We start from the raw sequence: 18,186 nt of genomic DNA, 5'->3' as shown, positions 1-18,186 counted from the left end.
TCATGCTGTGGGCGATGTTATATTGTCTCAAAACGGAAAGCAAATTGACTTTTTAAAAACGGCGTGAGCATTGCGAATAACCGGGGCATTTATGACCCCGAAATTGGCCGGCAACAGATAGTCAGAACTGCTTGCTGTCAGGTCAGATTCGACAGCATTGCCAATAGAAGAGGACCGCGTGAGCCGTAAGTTATCAGACGATGTTATTTTGGCCGACAAGCGTGCCTGCCAGCACACTGGCCGGAAGCTCACTGAAAAGCGGCAACGGATTCTGACATTATTACTCAAAGCCGGATGTCCGCTGTCTGCCTATGAGCTGACTCACGCATACAACAAGGTTAACAAGCCAGCCATTATGGCGATGTCGGTATACCGAATTCTGGAGTTTTTGGAGTCCATCCAACTGGTCCATCGCTTGCAATCGGCAAACAAGTATGTGGCCTGCTCCAGTCTGTTAACCTGTCAGCACCATCCGTTTTCCATGTTTGTGATATGCCAGTCCTGCCAGCAGGTTGAAGAAATTCCGGTGGCGGAAAATCTGGTACATCAACTGACCAGCACCATCGAAAACACCGGGTTTTTGATGACTGATACCCAATTAGAAATCACCGGAATTTGCCGTCGCTGTCAGTGACAGGCGACGAATACAATATAAGGAAAACAGTAAAATGCAGTTACAGCAAATTGGCGATAAGGCAGCCGTCGGACTTTCATTTCTGTGTCTGCTGCACTGTCTGTTTTTACCCCTGTTGTTATTGATCCTGCCGCCACTAACCGGCCTGTTAGCACTGAATGATGAGGTTTTTCACATCGGATTGCTTTACCTCATCGTGCCGCTGAGCTTGATTACGTTGATTGTCGGCTACCGTAGACACAGTCAGACTGCGGTGCTGACCGTTGGGGTAACAGGGCTTGGATTGTTGCTGGCGGCTGTTCTGTTTGGGCACGATTATTTGGGGGAAACCGGCGAAGTTCTGTTGACTGTACTGGGCTCTGTGGCAATAGCCTGGGGGCATCTGCGCAACTATCGATTACGCCAGTGTCAGCAGCCAGAAGCGCCATAGGCTGGCCTCTTAAACCCGCAATGAGCGGATGCTAACATGGGCAACTGCTTAGCGATAAATTGGGTTTTGCGCTTTTTTCTTAGCGGCAAGATGGGGTATAGGTGACGGGATCATTTAGGTTGTGTTGACCTAACAATTCTTCATAATGAAGGTTGCTTAGTTAAGTAAAGGATTAAAAAAGGCCAATGTTTATGAATACAATGCGTTTGTTCGGCTTAGCTTCTCTGCTGGCACTCACCGTTGGATGCACCAGCAATAATGCACTCGCCATGCCGGAAAAAGCAGACGATGTGGTGCAAGCCACTGACGTTACCATGCCGGTGAGGATAGCGACCTGGAATATTGAACATCTGGCGTATCCCCAGGACACAGGGTGCAGACCGCGTACTGAACAGGAGATTGTTGCACTCAGGCACTATGCCGAAAGTCTTGATGCCGATGTTATCGCGCTGCAGGAAGTCGCTTCGGCCACAGCCATGGCGCAAATTTTTCCTGACAGTGACTGGCGGATCATCGTATCGCAAAGACCGGACAGCGAGTCCTATGAGTGCCGGGGCAGTGGCTTTACCTCTACCCAGCAAAAAGTGGCCTTTGCCGTCAAAAAATCCGTAGCTGTACTGGCAACAGACAATGTTGAAGAGCTGGCGCTGGATATGCCCGGCTTGCGCTACGGACTAGTCATCCAGGTGGCTTCGCCTAACGGACCACTGGACATTTTAAACGTACATATGAAAAGCGGCTGCTTTGTCGATGATTACCTGAGCAGTGATTCTGAGTCTTGCCAAATCTACGCGCGGCAAGCGCCTATTCTCGATAACTGGATTGCACAGCGCGAAGCGCAGGGCACGGCCTATGCGGTTTTAGGCGATTTTAATCATCGCATGTCGGCGCCGTACAATCGCCTGTCAAGGTTGCTGTTCAGCGAAAACCGCTCGACCCGGTTGGCAACCCGCGATGTTATTGGCTGTCACCCGCGTTACCCGGCACCTATCGATCATATTCTGGTGGGGGGCATGAATACCCAGGTGGCCAGTAATTCAATACAGGTGCATCAGTTTGACAACATGGAAGCCGAGGCCATGCTTAGTGATCACTGTGCAATTTCCACCGCCCTGTTTGCAGAAAAACCTGCTTATTCGACAGCGGTTACCTGGCTCACCCGCAGCAAAGAATATCAACTGTTAACCGAAGACATGTACCGCCAGGCCACTGAAGCCATCAAATCGGTATCGTCTGAAACCAGCAACTGGGTGGTGGTGATGGACGTGGATGAAACCATTCTGGACAATTCCGCTTACCAACGCCAAACAGAGACACTGGGAACCGGATTTGCTCCTGATACCTGGAATGCCTGGGTAGAAAGCGAAAACGCTGTATTAGTGCCTGGCGCCAAAGCCTTTATGGAAGCGGTGTATCAACAGGGCGGTAAAGTGGCGCTGATCACCAATCGACCGCGTACGCTGGACGCCCACACCTGGCGTAACTTGCAGGCGCTTGAGGTTCCAGTGACAAACGACAACACCTGTTTGATGGGCCGGGTGGCGGCGGATAAGGAGGTGATTGGCCAACCAGGCATACACAACGATAAAGATCTGCGTCGCCAGCAAGTACGCCAGGGCAAAGCCGGGTGCTTTTCCTTAACCCGGGAGATTAATCGCAGTTGGGCTCAACCTCATCAGATTTTGTTCCAGGTGGGCGATAACATTGAAGACTTTGCAGGTGTTACCCAGGAACACGCAGATATTGGCGCGTTGCTGCCAGAGCATGGCCGCAGCTTGTTCCTGTTGCCCAACCCCATGTACGGCTCCTGGCGTTAACACGGCTAAACCGCAAATAGTCGCCACTTACAGCATGTAGGTGGCGGTGCCAAAGGCGATATGAGTGCCTTTTTCATTGTGTAATTCCATACGGCACACCGCCACCTTATTGCCTTTGCGGATCATCTCTGCGGTTGCCGTGAATTCTTCACCTTTGCCTGGCCTGAGATAATCCACCCGCATGTCGATGGTGCCAATTCTGGCAATGCGCTGCCTGAACTCATCGGCAGTGAGATCGTCCAGGTCTTTTGCTACGTAGAGCATCGCCATTAAACCACCTACGGTATCCAGGATGGCTGCGGTGACACCCCCGTGCAGGATTTTTTGATAGGGGTTGCCCATCAGGTTGTCTTGCCAGTTTAACCGGATGGTGGCTTTATCAAAATTGGTACGCTCGATTTGCAATCCCAGGAAACGGTTAAAGGGCAGTTGTTGATCAAATACATCCATGACCAAATCCAACATGGCTTTTTGGGTTAATTTTGTCTCTTGCATGCGAATTCCTGTGAAGTTTTTAATGAAGCCAGGGCTAAAAACTCATACACTTAGTGGTGCGCCATTTTGCCATTTTTAATGGCTGTCTTGTTAACTTATTAAATAATCATTCAGAAGCCCTTTGAAATCGAATACTGCCACTATTCCTGTTCAGGTTGAAAGCCTCCGGACCCCCAAACAAATACTTTCGGAAGTGTTTGGTTATCGCGAATTCCGGGAGGGGCAAGGTGACATCATCGAGCATACCTTAAATGGACTGAATACCCTGGTATTAATGCCTACCGGGGGGGGCAAATCACTCTGTTACCAGATCCCGGCTTTGCTGTTACCCGGCATGACAATTGTCGTTTCCCCGCTGTTGTCTTTAGTGCGGGACCAGATTGATTCGCTGGCGGCGATGGGGATTACCGCTGAGTGTCTGAATTCAACACAAACTCCTCAGCAACAAATGCAGGCGGTGCAAAACCTGTCGTCTGGGCACAGTAAATTACTGTATGTCTCACCGGAAAAGCTAATGCAGGTGCAGTTTTTACATTCATTGGCACAACTGCCGGTGAGTTTGATCGCCATTGATGAAGCCCACTGCGTTTCTCACTGGGGGCATGATTTCAGGCCCGAATATCGACAACTGGGGCAACTTAAACAGTTTCTGCCCAACACCCCGGTGATGGCACTGACCGCAACAGCAGACATCGCCACCCGTTCGGATATTTTGCTGCAGTTGGGTATTCAGGATGCCTTTGTCTGGCGCGGCAGCTTTGACAGACCCAATATCCGCTATCTGCTGACGCAAAAATTTAAGCCCCTGCAACAATTGCTGAAGTATCTGGAACAACAGGATGGCAGCGGTATTGTCTATTGCAACAGCCGCAACAAGGTGGACACACTGACAGAACAATTGTGCCGACACGGCATTAAAGCCGCCGCCTATCACGCCGGCAAATCCACAGAAGAACGGGAGTGGGCCCAGTCCCAGTTTTTACAGGACAAAGTGGATGTGGTGGTGGCAACGGTGGCGTTTGGGATGGGGATTAATAAACCCAATGTGCGCTTTGTGGTGCATTATGACCTGCCACGCAGCGTTGAGTCGTATTATCAGGAAACGGGCCGGGCCGGGCGTGATGGTATGCCTGCTGAGGCGTTGTTGTTGTTTGATGAAAAAGAAGTGGCCCGCAATAAAGACTGGATTGCCCAATCGGAAAATGCACAGCGCCGGGAAGTGGAGCTAAACAAATTTCAGGCACTGGTGGCTTTTGCTGAGGCCCAAACCTGCCGGCGTCAGGTGCTGCTGAATTACTTTTCGGAATTCAGTGATAAAGCCTGTGGCAATTGCGATATTTGTCTGGATCCACCCAAGCGTTTTGACGCCACAGAAGAAGCGCAAAAAGTGCTGTCCTGCATTTTGCGCCTGCAACAGGCTGTGCCGGTAAAATCGGTGATTGAAGTCTTACGGGGTAAAAAACTAAAAGACATGCCACCAGAGTGGTTTGAGTTGTCAGTTTATGGCATCGGACAAAAGCAAACTGACGCCTGGTGGTGGAATGTTATTTATCAGCTAATTCATCAGGGTATTATGCGTCAGGACGTGACCCAAAACTTAGCATTGAAACTAACCGAGGCTGCCCGGCCGGTGCTCAAAGCGGAATATCCCCTGACCCTGGCGGTCCCTCGTCTGAACCTGTCCTTTAGCAAAGACAAATCGGTGGATGCGAAACACTATGACCGCAAATTGTTTGCCCTGCTGAAGAATCTGCGCAAACGGCTTGCTGAGCAGGAAGACGTGCCACCTTATGTGGTGTTTAATGATGCGACGCTGGCTGAAATGGCACAGTGGCAACCATCTACCCAGCAAGAGTTGTTGCAAATCAACGGCGTCGGTCAGACGAAACTGAAAAAGTATGGTGAAGAATTTATTCGCTTACTCAGAGATTACAGCCATTAGTGGCGAAATAACTCGTTTGTCAGGCAAAGTCATAGTCACCCCCTTTGGACAACGCTCTTTTATAGGCGTCTCTGGCCTGGACTTTCTCTACCCACTGAGTAATTGACGGGTAGTTTTTACACAGGCCGCGATGCACAGCAGCCTCAAGCGGAAAACTCATCTGGAAATCTGCACCGGTCAGCCGGTTCGCCGCAAACCACTCGTTGAGCTTTAAATGGGTTTCGATAAAGGCCAGTTGCCGGGTAATGTTGGGCATTATAAAGTTCTTATTCACCTTGTTGGCAATCGCCCCTGCAATGGGCTTCACGAAAAAAGGTTGGGCATTGTCTTTCACTTTTTGCATAACCAGCTTGAGCAGCAATTGCGGCATCAGACTGCCCTCGGCGAAATGCAACCAGTAAACGTAGTGCTGGTGCTGATCACTGCTTTCCGGTGGACGAAAAGCGTCATTGCTGTAGGTTCTGGCGAGGTAGTCAACAATGGCTCCCGACTCGGCAATGGTATGCTCCTTGTCGGTCAGCACCGGTGATTTTCCTAACGGGTGGACTTCTTTCAGTGATGCCGGTGCCAACATGGTTTTCTTGTCACGTTGATAAAACTCAATCTGGTAGTCCAGGTTAAGCTCTTCCAGCATCCACAACACCCTTTGTGAGCGAGAATTATTGAGGTGGTGTACGGTCAGCATGGTTTTTTCCAAAAATTTATTGTGGTTATACGCCATTAACCACTAAAAAGACCATATTAATTTTGCATCAAAATTTGCTTTACCGCTTCAGAAAAACCCGGTAACGCCTGCATCGAAAAACGCAGGTGGTAATTTAAATTGCCTTCCCGGATAAACGAACAGGGTTCATTTATATTACTGAACAAGGGTTGGTAAAAAATTCTAAGGGTTTCAGGGGGAATAAGGTGGCGTAACTGAGGTAGCAGACTGTGATTTGCGATAACGACGTGCAGTCCGCTTTGCAGTTTTTCCCTGGGTACAGACGTTAACGGGATAACATCAAAGCCACCCGTAGTGACCAGATTAAGATACAGGGCCTGGTGCAGGGACTTATCGGTTTCGATCAGAGTCAGTGGTACAGCCAATCCCATGAAAGCCTCAGTGGTTCAGTGAGATTGGCGGTCAGGCATGGTGGCGGCGTTTTTATCCGCCTGCAGGCAGACTGGAAAAATAGGCGGCTAAATTGGCAATGTCATCGTCTGACAGTGCCGCTGCCATTGGTGTCATCACCGGATTTTTACGGGTGCCATCGCGATAGGCTTTTATGGCATCCACCAGATAAAGTTCTTTCTGGCCTGCGAGATTGGGGTAATTAGGAATCATGGAGATACCATTGGCGCCGTGACATGCCTGGCAGGTTACGGATTTAGCTTTGCCTTTGGCTGCATCCCCGGCAGCTGTCGCTGACGTCGAGGCCATTCCAAGGGCAAGCGCTAGCATTAAAAAGTTTCGGGTCTTTTTCATGGTGTTAGCTCTCTGCTTGTGAGTGTTTTTAACCGGAGTTGTTCAACAACAGTAACCTTGATCAATACTCCGGCGGATTATTTTGGATCAGTGTGCTTATGGCTGATTGCTATTGTTCCCCCAGACTAAAATAATTCAGCTTGGATGTCATGTTAACTGCCAACTGTTTCAGTGTATCACTGGCTGCCGTGGCTTCTTCCACCATGGCCGCATTTTGTTGGGTCATATTATCCATCTGGCTGACAGCACTATTGATTTCGCTGATACCGGTAGACTGCTCTTTAGAAGACAGGGCAATTTTATTCATCATTTCGGTGACTTTAACCACAGAATGAATAATTTCTTCCAGTGTATCACCTGAGTTGTTTACCAGTTGTTTGCCTTCGTCTACTTTTTTCACACTGTCCTGAATCAGCTCTTTGATCTGTTTAGCGGCACCGGCAGAGCGCTGTGCCAGATTGCGAACTTCGGTTGCCACAACGGCAAAGCCCCGGCCTTCTTCGCCCGCCCGGGCAGCTTCCACGGCGGCATTCAGTGCCAACAGGTTAGTTTGAAAGGCAATTTCATCAATAACATTAATAATATCCACCACCTTTTTACTGGACTGACTAATTAACTCCATGCTGGCGATAGCCTCTGACACGATTTGCCCGCCCTGATGGGCTTTTTCTTTGGTTTGATTGGCTATCTCATGCGCTTCCTGACTGTTTCTGGCGTTCTCCTGCACTGTGGTTGTTAATTCTTCCATGCTGGCGGCGGTTTCTTCCAGCGAAGAAGCCTGTTGTTCGGTGCGGTTACTGAGTTCCTGATTACCCTGGGCAATCTCATTGGCACCTACCATCACCTCTGAGGCGCAATGATTGATATCTAAAACGGTTTCACGCAATTTATCGACGGTGCTGTTGATGGCCCCTTTCAAACTTTCAAACTCGGGAATAAACGTCTGTTGAATGGTGGTATTCAGATTCCCCTGAGACAGGTTTTCCAACGCCATTCTGACTGCGTTGACGGCGTTGACCCGGCCGGTTACCTCAATGGCAAATTTAACCACTTTATACACCTCGCCATTGAGATCGAAGATCGGGTTATACGTGGCGTGGATCCAGACCTCAGAGCCGTCTTTCGCAATGCGTTTAAATTCGCCCGCCTGAAATTCACCTCTGCGCAGATTTTCCCAAAATGTCTGATAATCCTGACTGTCCCGATAGTCCTGGGTGACAAAAATGCCGTGCTTTTTACCCTGAATCTCAGCCAGCTGATAGCCCATGGTGTTGAGGAAGTTATCATTGGCTTTGAGAATGGTAGCATCAGGGCTGAACTCAATAATGGCCTGTGATTTGTCTATCGCATTGAGTTGCCCCTGATTATCGGCATCAATCATTTTTTGCTGGGTGATATCGGTGGCGTATTTCACTATTTTGGCCACTTCACCATTCAGTCCCAGTATGGGATTGTATGAGGCCTGAATCCAGATATCGTCCCCTGATTTGGTGATCCGCTTAAATTCTCCTGATTGATATTCACCGGCGCGCAACGCGTCCCAAAAATCCCGGTATTGTTGGCTGTTTTTGATGGCGTCGGGCACAAATATCTGATGTTTTTTGCCCTGAATCTCCTGCAGTTGGTAACCCATAGCCTGCAGAAAATTAACGTTAGCTGTGAGAATGCCGCTATCCAGGTTAAATTCAATCACGGCTTGTGATTTACCGATAGCGGCGATTTGCCCCGCGTAATCGGCATTCTGTACTTTTTGCGCTGTAACATCGGTGGCGTATTTCACCACTTTGAATGGTCGCTGTGCGGCATCCAGGATGGGATTATAAGAAGCCTGTATCCAGACATCCTGGCCATTTTTTGCAATCCGTTGATACTCTCCGGTAGTGAATTTTCCGTCATTCAGGTCCTGCCAAAAGCGCGCATACTCGGCAGACGCGCTAACCTCAGGTGCCACGAACATGCGGTGGTGCTTGCCCTGTATCTCATCCAGTTCGTAACCCATGGTGGCCAGAAAATTGTGGTTGGCGGTTAATATGTTGCCATCCATATCGAATTCAATGACCGCCTGAGATTTGCCAATGGCGGAAATTTGCCCCTGGAAATTGGCATAATCTTGTTTTTGTTGGGTAATGTCTGTGGCGTATTTGACGATTTTCAGCACTTCGCCGTTAACATCAAATATCGGTGTGTAGGCGGCCTGTATCCAGACCTCTTTACCTCCCTTGGCGAAGCGCTGATACTCCCCGCTCTGATGCTTACCCTGGCGCAATTGCTGCCAGAAGTCCTGGTAATCCGGACTGTTGGCATAGGCGCCATCCACAAACATGCGGTGATGTTTACCCTGAATCTCAGCCAGCTGATAACCCATGGTGGCCAGGAAATTTTCATTGGCATTCAGTATCTTACCGTCAGTGTTAAACTCAATCACGGCCTGGGTTTTGCTGATGGCGGCTATCTGGCCTTCAAAATCTGTATTTTTCAGCTTTTGCTCAGTAATATCACTGGCGTATTTAATAATCTTTTTTAGTTGACCTGTACTATCATAGATGGGGTTGTAAGACGCCTGAATCCAGACGCTTTGGCCATTTTTAGCGACGCGATGAAACTCACCAGACTGGAACTCGCCGTTGTTAAGTTGTTGCCAGAATGTGCGGTAACTGTCTGCGCTTTGTTCTTCCTCAGAAACAAATATTCTGTGGTGTTGCGCAACCACTTCGTCCAGCGCGTAGCCCATTGTCTGCAAAAAGTTCTCGTTGGCCCACAATATCTGCCCATCTAAATCAAAGTGTATCACTGCCAGGGATTTACTGATGGCATTGATTTGACCTTCGTATTCGGCGCTTTGCGCTTTTTGGCGGGTGATCTCGGAGGCAAACTTGATGACTTTATAGACGTTTCCATGCTGATCTAAAATGGGGTTATAGGTGGCCTGAATCCAGACTTCGTCGCCATTTTTATTGATTCGCAGGTATTCTCCGCTTTGAAATTGGCCATCGCGCAGATCATTCCAAAAAGCCTGATAATCGGCATGTTGGCTGTCTCCCGGGCGCAAAAACATACTGTGATGTTTGTGTTGAATTTCATTCAGGGCATAGCCCATAGTAGCCAGAAAATTATCGTTAGCCGATAAAATATTACCCTGGGGATCAAATTCAATGACTGCAAAGGAGCGTTGCAGGGCCTGGGTGGTATTTCTGAGTTCCTGCAGTTCGACGCCGGTATCCGGCTCTGTGGTTATCTTTAACTTTCCAAAACCTAGTTTCATAATGATTCTGCCTTCCTGGTGATAGAAAATTCAGCGCTCTGATCACGGGCTAAGAGCGATTTTCTCAAAATCTTATTGCGTGCCAGATTAATACTAAACCACATCTGTATTTTTGCCATTTCAGGCATAGCAAACAGGGTAAAATCTCTGCACCAACGGTAATCTGTTAATATAGAGGGCAGGCAGCATATTGCTATTAGCCATTAGTCGGATTTTTTGGCATCAATCGGCTACAATTCCGGCTAACCTGAGTACAACGAATGTTACACAACCGTTATGCAATTATTCACGTTGGATTATGGCTGGGCCAGCGATACACAGGGGTTGGCGTTGCAACTGACCCAACTGCAGGCGCACCAGCAGTGGCAAATTAAACAGCACGAACAGGGGGCCGACCGCGAACAATGGTTCATTGACATGAACGGCGCACAGTTTCTGATCTTTGTTGAGCATCTGTCTGAAAGTGCCTGGGTTGAATCGGCGGGCGCACAGGACGCTGGGCAATTGCAGAATTTTTGTGCGATCTTGTTATCAGATACAGCAGTCTGATCGTATTATGCTATCCTGTGTGAATTTACTGTAATCCTGGAAACGTTCTGAAGCAGCTCGCAATCATATTGTTGTGTCATTGGTGCAGTTTGATATTTGCTGTCGCAAATGCCGATGTGCTGATACTGGATGACCGCAATCCGCATGTTGATCTGAGTGCTCATTTGAGTTTTCAAACGACGGATGATCAGGTGCAACTGTCAGATATTAAGAATCGCCAGTTGCAATGGTCAGTTGCTGATCTGCCAAAAGTATTGTCACCCGAACAGAGTTTGTGGGGCAAAGCCAGTTTGCGCTATGAGTCACTGGAAAAATCGCGCTATACCCTGATCATTAATAATCCCAATCTCAACTATGTCGATATCTTTATCCTGGATGATTTAGGCCGTATTTTGCATTCCGCGAATATTGGCGCCAATCGCCCCTTTGCGAACCGGCCTTTTAACTATCGTGAATTTGCGTTGCCCTTTGAGCTGGACTTCGGGCAAAAGTTTGACATTGTGTTTCGAATCAAAGACGACGGTCCCCTGGTCTTCAATGTCAACTTCTGGAAAAGCACCGCGCTCATCAAACAGGAGACCCGAAATCTGGCATTGATCGGGGTGTTTACCGGTGCACTGCTGATTTTGGGCACTTATTTTCTGCTCACCTATCTGATGTTGGGGAGTCCGGTGCGTTTTTGGTTTGCCATCGCCAACCTGGTATTTCTGGTATTGTTTTTAAACAATGAAGGGGTACTGGGGCAGGCGACCGGGTTTACCGCTTATATCGTGCCCTTTTCGCTGGGGCTGGTGGCACTGTCAGTGTATTGTGCAGTGAAAGTGTCCTATGCCATGTTGATTGGTATGCCGGGGTACTGGCGACTGGTGAACTATCTGTGCGCCATCGCCTTTATTGTCATTGCTTTTTGGCCGGATGCTTACTGGCAAATTGTACTGGCGGCCGGATTAGGTGCAGCGGTGATCCTGCTGCAATTGTTTTTGGCCATTGTGTATCGCAACCCGTTTAACAGCTTACCCAACAAGCTTTATATCGCAGGGTGGCTGGCTATCAGTTTGACCACACTGACGCATACGGTGTTGTTTATTGACGGACAGGTACTGAATACAGGTTCAAACCTCGGATTTAACCTGCTGATATTGTTAGGCGTTATCTGTATTGCTGTTGCTGTAGAGGCACATGAAAAGGTGATCATTCACCGTCAATACGAGCAGCAAAAGAGCACCATCGCCGATCTGCAACGCTTCTACGACTTTTTCCGCAATTCTGCAGAAGGCTTGTTCAGTACCACGCAGGATGGTCAGCTAATCTCGGTGAATCCGGCGATGTGTCACCTGTTTGGCTATCAGAATGAACGACAACTGTTACAGGAAGTGCGTCATGCCACGCAATTTTATGCCAATGAAGAAGATCGGGATATCCTGATCGGGCAACTGATTAAAGAAGGCAGCTGTATCGAAAAAGAAGTCAAAGGGGTCCGCCGGGATGGCACGGAGTTTTGGTTTTCGATTTCGGTGCAGATGCGCGAAGAAAATGATATCAAACTACTGTTTGGTTCCATTGTGGACATTACCGAGCGCAAACAATCGGATATTAGTTTACGTTATATGGCCACCCATGATTCGTTGACCGGTATCTATAATCGTCGCCATTTTGAAGGCCAGTTGACCGAGGCGTTATCCGCCATGAAAAACCAGGAACAGGAGCTCACCTTGCTCTATCTGGACCTGGATCAGTTTAAAATTGTCAATGATTCCTGTGGTCACAAGGCCGGTGATGTACTGATCAAACAACTGGCGCAAAAGCTCAACGATATTGTTATGAATCGCGGTATTTTAGGGCGTATGGGAGGCGATGAGTTTTCGGTCTTGCTCAAAGGTGATGAAGCCGTGTCTGGTTATACCGTGGCTAAGAAACTGTTAAATGTGGTCCAGGAATATCGTTTTATCTGGGACAATCGCATGTTTACCCTGGGGGTCAGCATTGGTTTGGTGGAATACCGCAAGGGCATTAACAGTGCCGAGCAACTGATGAGTATGGCGGACTCAGCCTGTTACCTGGCCAAGCAACAAGGCCGGAATCAAATCCATGTCTATTCCAGTGAAGACGCTAAAATGCAGCGTTACGAGGCTGATCTGGAGTCCATCACGCTAATTAATCAGGCGCTGGATGAAGATAAGTTTATTCTCTATTTTCAGCACTATCAGTCTTTGCAGAAAAGCCGCGCAGGACACCAATACGAAATATTGCTGAGAATTCAGGGTGATGATGGCAACATTATTCCTCCGGCTGCCTTTTTACCGGCAGCGGAGCGCTATAACCTCAGTACCAAAATCGACAAATGGGTGGTGGATCGCTACCTGCAATGGTTATCGGGCCACCCGGAACATCTCCATGAGCTCAGTCAGGCCAATATTAATCTGTGCGGGCTGTCGATGGGGGATAAAGATATTAAACTGTATTTCCTCAATGCCTTTGAGAAATACAACATTCCCTATGAAAAAATCTGTTTTGAGATCACGGAAAGCACCGCTATCGTGAAGATGGATGAAACCCTGGATTTTATCAATACCTTCAGAAAACTGGGTTGTAAGTTTGCCCTGGATGATTTTGGCATTGGCTTTTCATCGTATGAGCATTTGAAAAAACTGCCGGTAGATTTTGTAAAAATCGATGGCAGCTTTGTCAAAGACATTCTGGTGGACCCCATCGATATGGCGATGGTGTGTTCCATGAAAGACGTGGCGAAGGCCATGGGCATCGGCACGGTAGCAGAGTACGTGGAGTCCACAGAGATCATGGTGGAGCTGGGTAAAATCGGCGTAGATTTTGCGCAGGGCTATGGCGTGGCAAAACCTGAAGCACTAAATAGTTTTAAAAGTTATAATCAGATAACTTGAAATTGACCCCATTTGTTATCATATCGGGTCTACTCCGAAACTGAAGTTAATACCTATGTCACAGCTGCTTCCTAAGTATCAATTTGTAAGTTCTGCAAAATTACCTACCCGGTTTGGCTCGTTCATGATCCACGGTTTTGTAGATACTGCCAGCCATCAGGAGCATGTGGCCTTATCGTACGGCGAATGGCAGGAAGAAGATGTGGTACCTATTCGTATCCACTCTGAATGTCTTACCGGAGATTCCCTGTTCTCTACCCGCTGTGATTGTGGGTTTCAGTTAGAAAAAGCACTGGAAAATATTGTCAAAGAAGGCCGGGGCGTGCTGTTGTATTTGCGTCAGGAAGGTCGTGGTATCGGATTGCTCAACAAGATCAAGGCCTATAACCTGCAGGATCAGGGGCTGGATACCGTGGAGGCAAACGAGCATCTGGGCTTTGATGCGGATCTGCGGGAATACGATATCTGTAAGGTGATGCTGGACACGCTGAAAGTGAAAAAAGTTCGGCTTATGACCAACAATCCCAAAAAAATTGCCGCCTTAAAAGACCTGGGCATCAAAATAATCAAACGTGTGCCAATCGATCACGGTATCACCGAAGACAACAAACACTACCTGAAAACCAAGACTAAAAAACTGGGCCATGCCTTTGACCCACATTTGTTAAAGTAATCCCCTTCCAGTAAAGAATTGCCGCCATTGGGGCGACGACAGTGTTGCAACACACCGTCTCCGCCTGAATCAATGGACCGGATGCGCCTATTCCTCAATTGTCAGGGTGGCTTCAATACGGCGATTCAGCTTTTCAGCAAAGATGGTTTTTTGGCTGGATAATAAATCGGTTTCGCCATAGGCAACGACGGTAATGCGATCCGCGGCAACACCGTAATGCGCTACCAGCAGAGATTTAATCGCTTCAGCGCGGCGTTTGGACAAATCAAAATTGTATTCGTTAGTGCCGGGACGGGAAGCGTGCCCTTCGATGCGCAATGTCGCCTTGGGGTTAAATCGGGCTCTGGCAGCGAATGCCTTGAGCTGCTCACTGTCCTGCTTTTGCACCACAGCACTGTCGTGCTCAAAAAAAGCGGTAAAGGTAACGGTGTTAATTGCATCTTCAGGTTCCGCTATCTGACAGCCATCAGCGTTGACCGCCGCTGTTTCTGAATAGGGGCAGTTATCGCGATAATCGGCGACACCATCGTTGTCATCGTCTTTGTGTTTCGCCGCGGGTGCGCTATGCCCAAACTTGTAGGCTATCCCCAACCTGGCCCCTAAATTATTGTGGTTATCTCCCAATTCCCGATACCAGGTTGCCTCGGATATCAGGGCCCAACTGTCATTGATACGCCAGTGTTTACCCAGACCCAGATTTAACAGGTTGGGTTCATCACCCAATGTTTCCCGTTTCAAACCGGTAAAAACGTAGGTATCGCGACTATTGAGGTAGTATAAAACGTCAGCGCCGTAGCGCATGCCTGCATCATTGACGGGTTCGCCGGTTTGCAGACGTTCGCGCTCGAGATCGGCATTGAGACCGGTAAGCTCGATACGGCCTGCCCAGTCAGCGCTGAACCGGTAACCAAATTCTTCACCGAACCCCCAACCTGAACCCAGAGCGCCGGGTCTGTCTTCATCGGGACTATACATTTCGCCGCTCAAGCCAAACCACCAATATTCCTGATCGGTGTCATTGTTTGCTGCAACGTAAGGGGTGATACTGGTGCTGATTATTAGTGCCATTAGCGTTTTTTTCATGGTGCTCTCCTGAGTGTCTTTGTCCTCAACAAACCCGGAAGCGGTGTCCGGGTTTTCGTGTCGATGCCTGAATGCTTATGCTTTGAGTTCTTCGAAGGCTTTTTTGGCTTGTTCTTTGGTCATGCCGTACTTTTCCTGCATGACACCGTGAAAGTTCTCGAATTTTCCTTCGATTTGTTTGACTTCATCGTCGGTCAGCTTGCCCCAATGTTGTTTCGCCTTACCGGTCAGTTGATCCCATTTACCTTTTGCAATATCAATGTTCATAGTGACTCCTGGTGTTGCGTGATGAGTTTCGTCAGGGTTAATTCAACTATCTTGCCAACATTTAAGTTATTGATATTTAACAGTATGTTTTTATCTTATGGGCGAGGTTGAAGACCGGCCGGAATATTTTACAAGACCAGATTGTGAAATTTACAGGCTGCGGGAATGCTCTGTTGCTGGCACAGCAGACAACAAAATTGTTAATAAAACCGGATCGACAGTTGGTTTTTGTTGATTAACGCTTCATTAGTGACTTCTCGATATGCATCCTCTGTTTCAGCATTGTTTTGACTTGTAACAGACAAAGCAGCAGAAGTATCGGTACTCATGTGCTTATTAGTCGAAACGTATTATTTTTATAGATGCTGCGGTAACTGCTTAGCTCTGCTAACTTTTTACCTTCAGGTAATAAATTTTGTAAAAAGTGACGAACCGAAAGATGATTCAACTTCCCGCCCGTCGACACCAGATCAGCAAATACCCTAAAGCAATTAATCGTGTATCTGGAAGTATGCTGAATAGAAGGTTGTTCAAACCAACAACCATTACTGTTCAAATTTTACAGCCACCCTACTTTTGTCAAATTTCTTTTGATAGACGACATTTGTCGTTTTTCTCCAACCGGACAAAACGCCCGAACCTAAGCTGTTGAGTTTACAGGGGGGAAAATTGCGCTTAAAGTGTGTCAGTGTGAAAAAACGACAAATGTCTCGATATTATTGGACATTTGTCGTCGATAAAAATGTTAGAAGTACCGTATGAATTATATTTGGCATTCCATATTCAACAAAAAAATAGATGCATACGCTGCAGAAAAACTCGTAGCTATATTAGAAGATGTTCAGTCATTTTTAGCAGAATCTGATGATTCGGTTTGGTCCGATATGGAAGTTGTCAAAGTGACAGATATCATTAAAAGCTCAATAATTTCACTCAAAACCAAGAATAAAGCTAAATTGGCCAAAATAGAGTATCTCTTTTTGCCAACTGCACCATTACAAGAAATCGCTATGGAAAACGGTTGGGTTGATGAGTATCTAGTTCTTGCAGAGAAATTCGATGCAGTATCTAACAAGTACTTCTAACAAAAAATTTTAAACCGGGACGCTTACTCGCTGGCTTCCCCTCATTCTTCGGGTAGTATAGCCAGCGAGTAAGCGCCCTTTAAATTAGCCGTTAGCTTCCTTGTGGATTTATTAGAAACTAATTCAATGTCTTTAGCTTTAAAATGTGGCGCACTTGATTTGAGTGACGTTGTGAGTTGGGCTGACAAGTCGATCATTGAGGCTGAATTTCCAGATGAGCGTTTGTTTGAAGTTTCGCTATCTAAGAACATCTATGATGCTGTATCTGCACTTCAAAGTTTCGGTGAGCATGAAAATTCAGGTGAAGTTGCAAGACGGGCTTTTTCATATTTCCTCGATGGTTTAATGCAGCAAAAAACAACTTATAGTGCTGTTACTAAGATGGTTTACGATATGGCTTTTTCTGGATTAAAGCCATCTGATGAGGTCGAAGGAAAAATGATGGTATTTTGGGACGAATTGTCAGACGCGGAGCTAGGTGTCTACGGAGAACCTATAGAAGTAAAAAAAGAGTTTCTTCAGTTTCTTAAAAAATACGGAAGCTAACAAGAAAATTTAAACTTGGACAAATACTCGTTGGTTGGCCTTCGTTCCTCAGGCAGTATAGCCAACAAGTATTTGCCCTTTAATTCAGTAGTTATACCGCCTTATGAATCTTAGTCGATATAAAGTTAAGCTCCCTGGTAACGATACTGGTGCCCGGCCACTTGAATTTGTAGGCAGCTGGATAATGTTTGGTGGAGGTGTTCTGTTTACTTTGTTTCTTGCCACAGGAGGATATAGAGGCAACGAAAATCTTCACTTTATTGTGTATGTGATTGGGGCATTGTATGCAATTTCATGGTTTAGTGCCCGCAACAAGTGGCTATTTCTGGCTTTTACTCTCCTGTCTTTTACCGCACCATTGGTGGTTATCCAGATAGCAATAACCTCTATCTCTAGCGGTAATGATAATCTAGCAGTTTTTATGGTGCCCTATTCAATTTACATATTTTCCGTTTTCCTAGCGTTATTTTTAAATTTAATCAAGCAATCGAGATCGGCGGTATAACAAGAAAATTTAAAACTGGACAAATACTCGTTGGCTGGCGTTCATTCTTCACGCAGTATAGCCAACAAGTATTCGCCCTTTAATTTAGTAGTTATGTGCTCCGTAAATATCAATCAAAAATGTGTGGAAAATGAATAGACATTATATTGTTGCTCTGCTTCTAATTACCTTAATAGGGTGTGCTACGCCGTATCAGAAAGAGTCTGGTTTGAATCCAACTACTGGAGGTTATTCTGACGAAAAGATTTCAGAAAATGAATATTTCATCACTTTCAGAGGAAATCCCAAAACCACATTCGAACAGGTTGAATCTATGTGGAATAGAAGAGCGATGGAACTTTGCCCAAATGGATATGAAAGTGATTATCAACGCAGTCAATCTCCAGACCATCAGTCAGTTTATGCGTCAGGAGTAGTAATAGAGAACACATACATGTTCCCTACAATTGAAGGCAAGGCAACTTGCAAATGAAAACGCACATAACAAAAAATTTTAAATTTGGACGCTTACTCGCTGGCTCTCCCTCATT

17 protein-coding genes are annotated in these 18,186 nt (G+C 47.0%); 10 read left to right on the top strand and 7 right to left on the bottom strand.

What is annotated here, in order from left to right:
• Positions 1-178: 178 nt before the first annotated feature.
• The 3 genes from AC0J20_RS03085 (at position 179) to AC0J20_RS03075 (ending at position 2,881) form a co-directional block, all read left to right on the top strand.
• On the top strand, positions 179-634 hold the full coding sequence (locus AC0J20_RS03085) for a Fur family transcriptional regulator (RefSeq protein ID WP_473020562.1): 456 nt from the start codon (positions 179-181) through the stop codon (positions 632-634).
• Positions 635-668: 34 nt separating this feature from the next.
• Positions 669-1,064 (top strand): MerC domain-containing protein, encoded by a 396-nt coding sequence (locus AC0J20_RS03080; RefSeq protein ID WP_473020561.1) that lies wholly within the window; start codon positions 669-671, stop codon positions 1,062-1,064.
• Between the two features lie 191 nt (positions 1,065-1,255).
• Positions 1,256-2,881, top strand: coding sequence for an HAD family acid phosphatase (locus AC0J20_RS03075; RefSeq protein WP_229530288.1), 1,626 nt, complete (start codon positions 1,256-1,258; stop codon positions 2,879-2,881).
• Between the two features lie 27 nt (positions 2,882-2,908).
• On the opposite strand, the gene AC0J20_RS03070 is transcribed toward AC0J20_RS03075, so the two are convergent.
• The gene (locus tag AC0J20_RS03070) at positions 2,909-3,376 is read right to left on the bottom strand and encodes a thioesterase family protein (RefSeq protein ID WP_473020560.1); all 468 of its coding nucleotides are present in this window, start codon (positions 3,374-3,376) and stop codon (positions 2,909-2,911) included.
• A gap of 121 nt (positions 3,377-3,497) precedes the next feature.
• On the opposite strand from AC0J20_RS03070, the gene recQ reads away from it, so the two are divergent.
• Positions 3,498-5,318 carry a DNA helicase RecQ gene (recQ, locus tag AC0J20_RS03065; RefSeq protein ID WP_473020559.1) on the top strand — a complete coding sequence of 607 codons (1,821 nt, stop codon included), beginning with the start codon at positions 3,498-3,500 and terminating at the stop codon, positions 5,316-5,318.
• 19 nt (positions 5,319-5,337) lie between these two features.
• On the opposite strand, the gene AC0J20_RS03060 is transcribed toward recQ, so the two are convergent.
• From AC0J20_RS03060 to AC0J20_RS03045, 4 genes are all read right to left on the bottom strand, one after another.
• Positions 5,338-6,003: a glutathione S-transferase gene (locus AC0J20_RS03060; RefSeq protein ID WP_473020558.1), complete on the bottom strand. Its 666-nt coding sequence runs from the start codon at positions 6,001-6,003 to the stop codon at positions 5,338-5,340.
• A 56-nt stretch (positions 6,004-6,059) separates the two neighbouring features.
• Positions 6,060-6,413, bottom strand: a complete 354-nt coding sequence (locus AC0J20_RS03055; RefSeq protein WP_473020557.1) for a hypothetical protein — start codon at positions 6,411-6,413, stop codon at positions 6,060-6,062.
• A gap of 52 nt (positions 6,414-6,465) precedes the next feature.
• A complete protein-coding gene (locus AC0J20_RS03050; protein ID WP_229530486.1) occupies positions 6,466-6,762 on the bottom strand; it encodes a c-type cytochrome in 297 nt (98 codons plus the stop codon).
• Positions 6,763-6,895: 133 nt separating this feature from the next.
• The gene (locus tag AC0J20_RS03045) at positions 6,896-10,048 is read right to left on the bottom strand and encodes a methyl-accepting chemotaxis protein (protein ID WP_473020556.1); all 3,153 of its coding nucleotides are present in this window, start codon (positions 10,046-10,048) and stop codon (positions 6,896-6,898) included.
• A gap of 276 nt (positions 10,049-10,324) precedes the next feature.
• On the opposite strand from AC0J20_RS03045, the gene AC0J20_RS03040 reads away from it, so the two are divergent.
• The 3 genes from AC0J20_RS03040 (at position 10,325) to ribA (ending at position 14,170) form a co-directional block, all read left to right on the top strand.
• Positions 10,325-10,597 carry a DUF3630 family protein gene (locus AC0J20_RS03040; protein ID WP_473020554.1) on the top strand — a complete coding sequence of 91 codons (273 nt, stop codon included), beginning with the start codon at positions 10,325-10,327 and terminating at the stop codon, positions 10,595-10,597.
• A gap of 89 nt (positions 10,598-10,686) precedes the next feature.
• Complete coding sequence (locus AC0J20_RS03035) at positions 10,687-13,497, top strand: EAL domain-containing protein (RefSeq protein WP_229530282.1); 2,811 nt, start codon at positions 10,687-10,689, stop codon at positions 13,495-13,497.
• Positions 13,498-13,552: 55 nt separating this feature from the next.
• Positions 13,553-14,170 carry a GTP cyclohydrolase II gene (gene ribA / locus AC0J20_RS03030; protein WP_229530281.1) on the top strand — a complete coding sequence of 206 codons (618 nt, stop codon included), beginning with the start codon at positions 13,553-13,555 and terminating at the stop codon, positions 14,168-14,170.
• 87 nt (positions 14,171-14,257) lie between these two features.
• Here ribA and AC0J20_RS03025 read toward each other — a convergent pair whose 3' ends face one another.
• On the bottom strand, positions 14,258-15,253 hold the full coding sequence (locus AC0J20_RS03025; RefSeq protein WP_473020553.1) for an OmpA family protein: 996 nt from the start codon (positions 15,251-15,253) through the stop codon (positions 14,258-14,260).
• Positions 15,254-15,328: 75 nt separating this feature from the next.
• Positions 15,329-15,520: a CsbD family protein gene (locus AC0J20_RS03020; protein WP_473020552.1), complete on the bottom strand. Its 192-nt coding sequence runs from the start codon at positions 15,518-15,520 to the stop codon at positions 15,329-15,331.
• A gap of 758 nt (positions 15,521-16,278) precedes the next feature.
• Here AC0J20_RS03020 and AC0J20_RS03015 point away from each other — a divergent pair.
• The 3 genes from AC0J20_RS03015 to AC0J20_RS03005 all read left to right on the top strand — a co-directional run bounded on the left by AC0J20_RS03015 (position 16,279) and on the right by AC0J20_RS03005 (position 18,128).
• Positions 16,279-16,605, top strand: coding sequence for a hypothetical protein (locus tag AC0J20_RS03015; RefSeq protein WP_473020551.1), 327 nt, complete (start codon positions 16,279-16,281; stop codon positions 16,603-16,605).
• 102 nt (positions 16,606-16,707) lie between these two features.
• On the top strand, positions 16,708-17,151 hold the full coding sequence (locus tag AC0J20_RS03010; RefSeq protein WP_473020550.1) for a hypothetical protein: 444 nt from the start codon (positions 16,708-16,710) through the stop codon (positions 17,149-17,151).
• 635 nt (positions 17,152-17,786) lie between these two features.
• Entirely contained in the window at positions 17,787-18,128 is a 342-nt protein-coding gene (locus tag AC0J20_RS03005) for a CC0125/CC1285 family lipoprotein (RefSeq protein WP_473020549.1), read from the top strand.
• Positions 18,129-18,186 lie beyond the last annotated feature (58 nt).

The sequence above is a fragment of the Planctobacterium sp. R6 genome (assembly GCF_055755215.1).
The sequence above is the reverse complement of the archived record's forward strand: the minus strand, read 5'-3'. Positions and strand labels throughout refer to the sequence as shown.

Excerpts from the sequence above, each read along its gene's own strand:
- AC0J20_RS03040 (WP_473020554.1), top strand. The coding sequence starts at position 10,325 with ATGCAATTATTCACGTTGGATTATGGCTGGGCCAGCGATACACAGGGG.
- AC0J20_RS03015 (WP_473020551.1), top strand. The coding sequence starts at position 16,279 with ATGAATTATATTTGGCATTCCATATTCAACAAAAAAATAGATGCATAC.
- AC0J20_RS03005 (WP_473020549.1), top strand. The coding sequence starts at position 17,787 with ATGAATAGACATTATATTGTTGCTCTGCTTCTAATTACCTTAATAGGG.
- AC0J20_RS03055 (WP_473020557.1), bottom strand. The coding sequence starts at position 6,413 with ATGGGATTGGCTGTACCACTGACTCTGATCGAAACCGATAAGTCCCTG.
- AC0J20_RS03045 (WP_473020556.1), bottom strand. The coding sequence starts at position 10,048 with ATGAAACTAGGTTTTGGAAAGTTAAAGATAACCACAGAGCCGGATACC.
- ribA (WP_229530281.1), top strand. The coding sequence starts at position 13,553 with ATGTCACAGCTGCTTCCTAAGTATCAATTTGTAAGTTCTGCAAAATTA.
- AC0J20_RS03070 (WP_473020560.1), bottom strand. The coding sequence starts at position 3,376 with ATGCAAGAGACAAAATTAACCCAAAAAGCCATGTTGGATTTGGTCATG.
- AC0J20_RS03060 (WP_473020558.1), bottom strand. The coding sequence starts at position 6,003 with ATGCTGACCGTACACCACCTCAATAATTCTCGCTCACAAAGGGTGTTG.
- AC0J20_RS03020 (WP_473020552.1), bottom strand. The coding sequence starts at position 15,520 with ATGAACATTGATATTGCAAAAGGTAAATGGGATCAACTGACCGGTAAG.
- AC0J20_RS03080 (WP_473020561.1), top strand. The coding sequence starts at position 669 with ATGCAGTTACAGCAAATTGGCGATAAGGCAGCCGTCGGACTTTCATTT.
- AC0J20_RS03025 (WP_473020553.1), bottom strand. The coding sequence starts at position 15,253 with ATGAAAAAAACGCTAATGGCACTAATAATCAGCACCAGTATCACCCCT.
- AC0J20_RS03050 (WP_229530486.1), bottom strand. The coding sequence starts at position 6,762 with ATGCTAGCGCTTGCCCTTGGAATGGCCTCGACGTCAGCGACAGCTGCC.
- AC0J20_RS03075 (WP_229530288.1), top strand. The coding sequence starts at position 1,256 with ATGAATACAATGCGTTTGTTCGGCTTAGCTTCTCTGCTGGCACTCACC.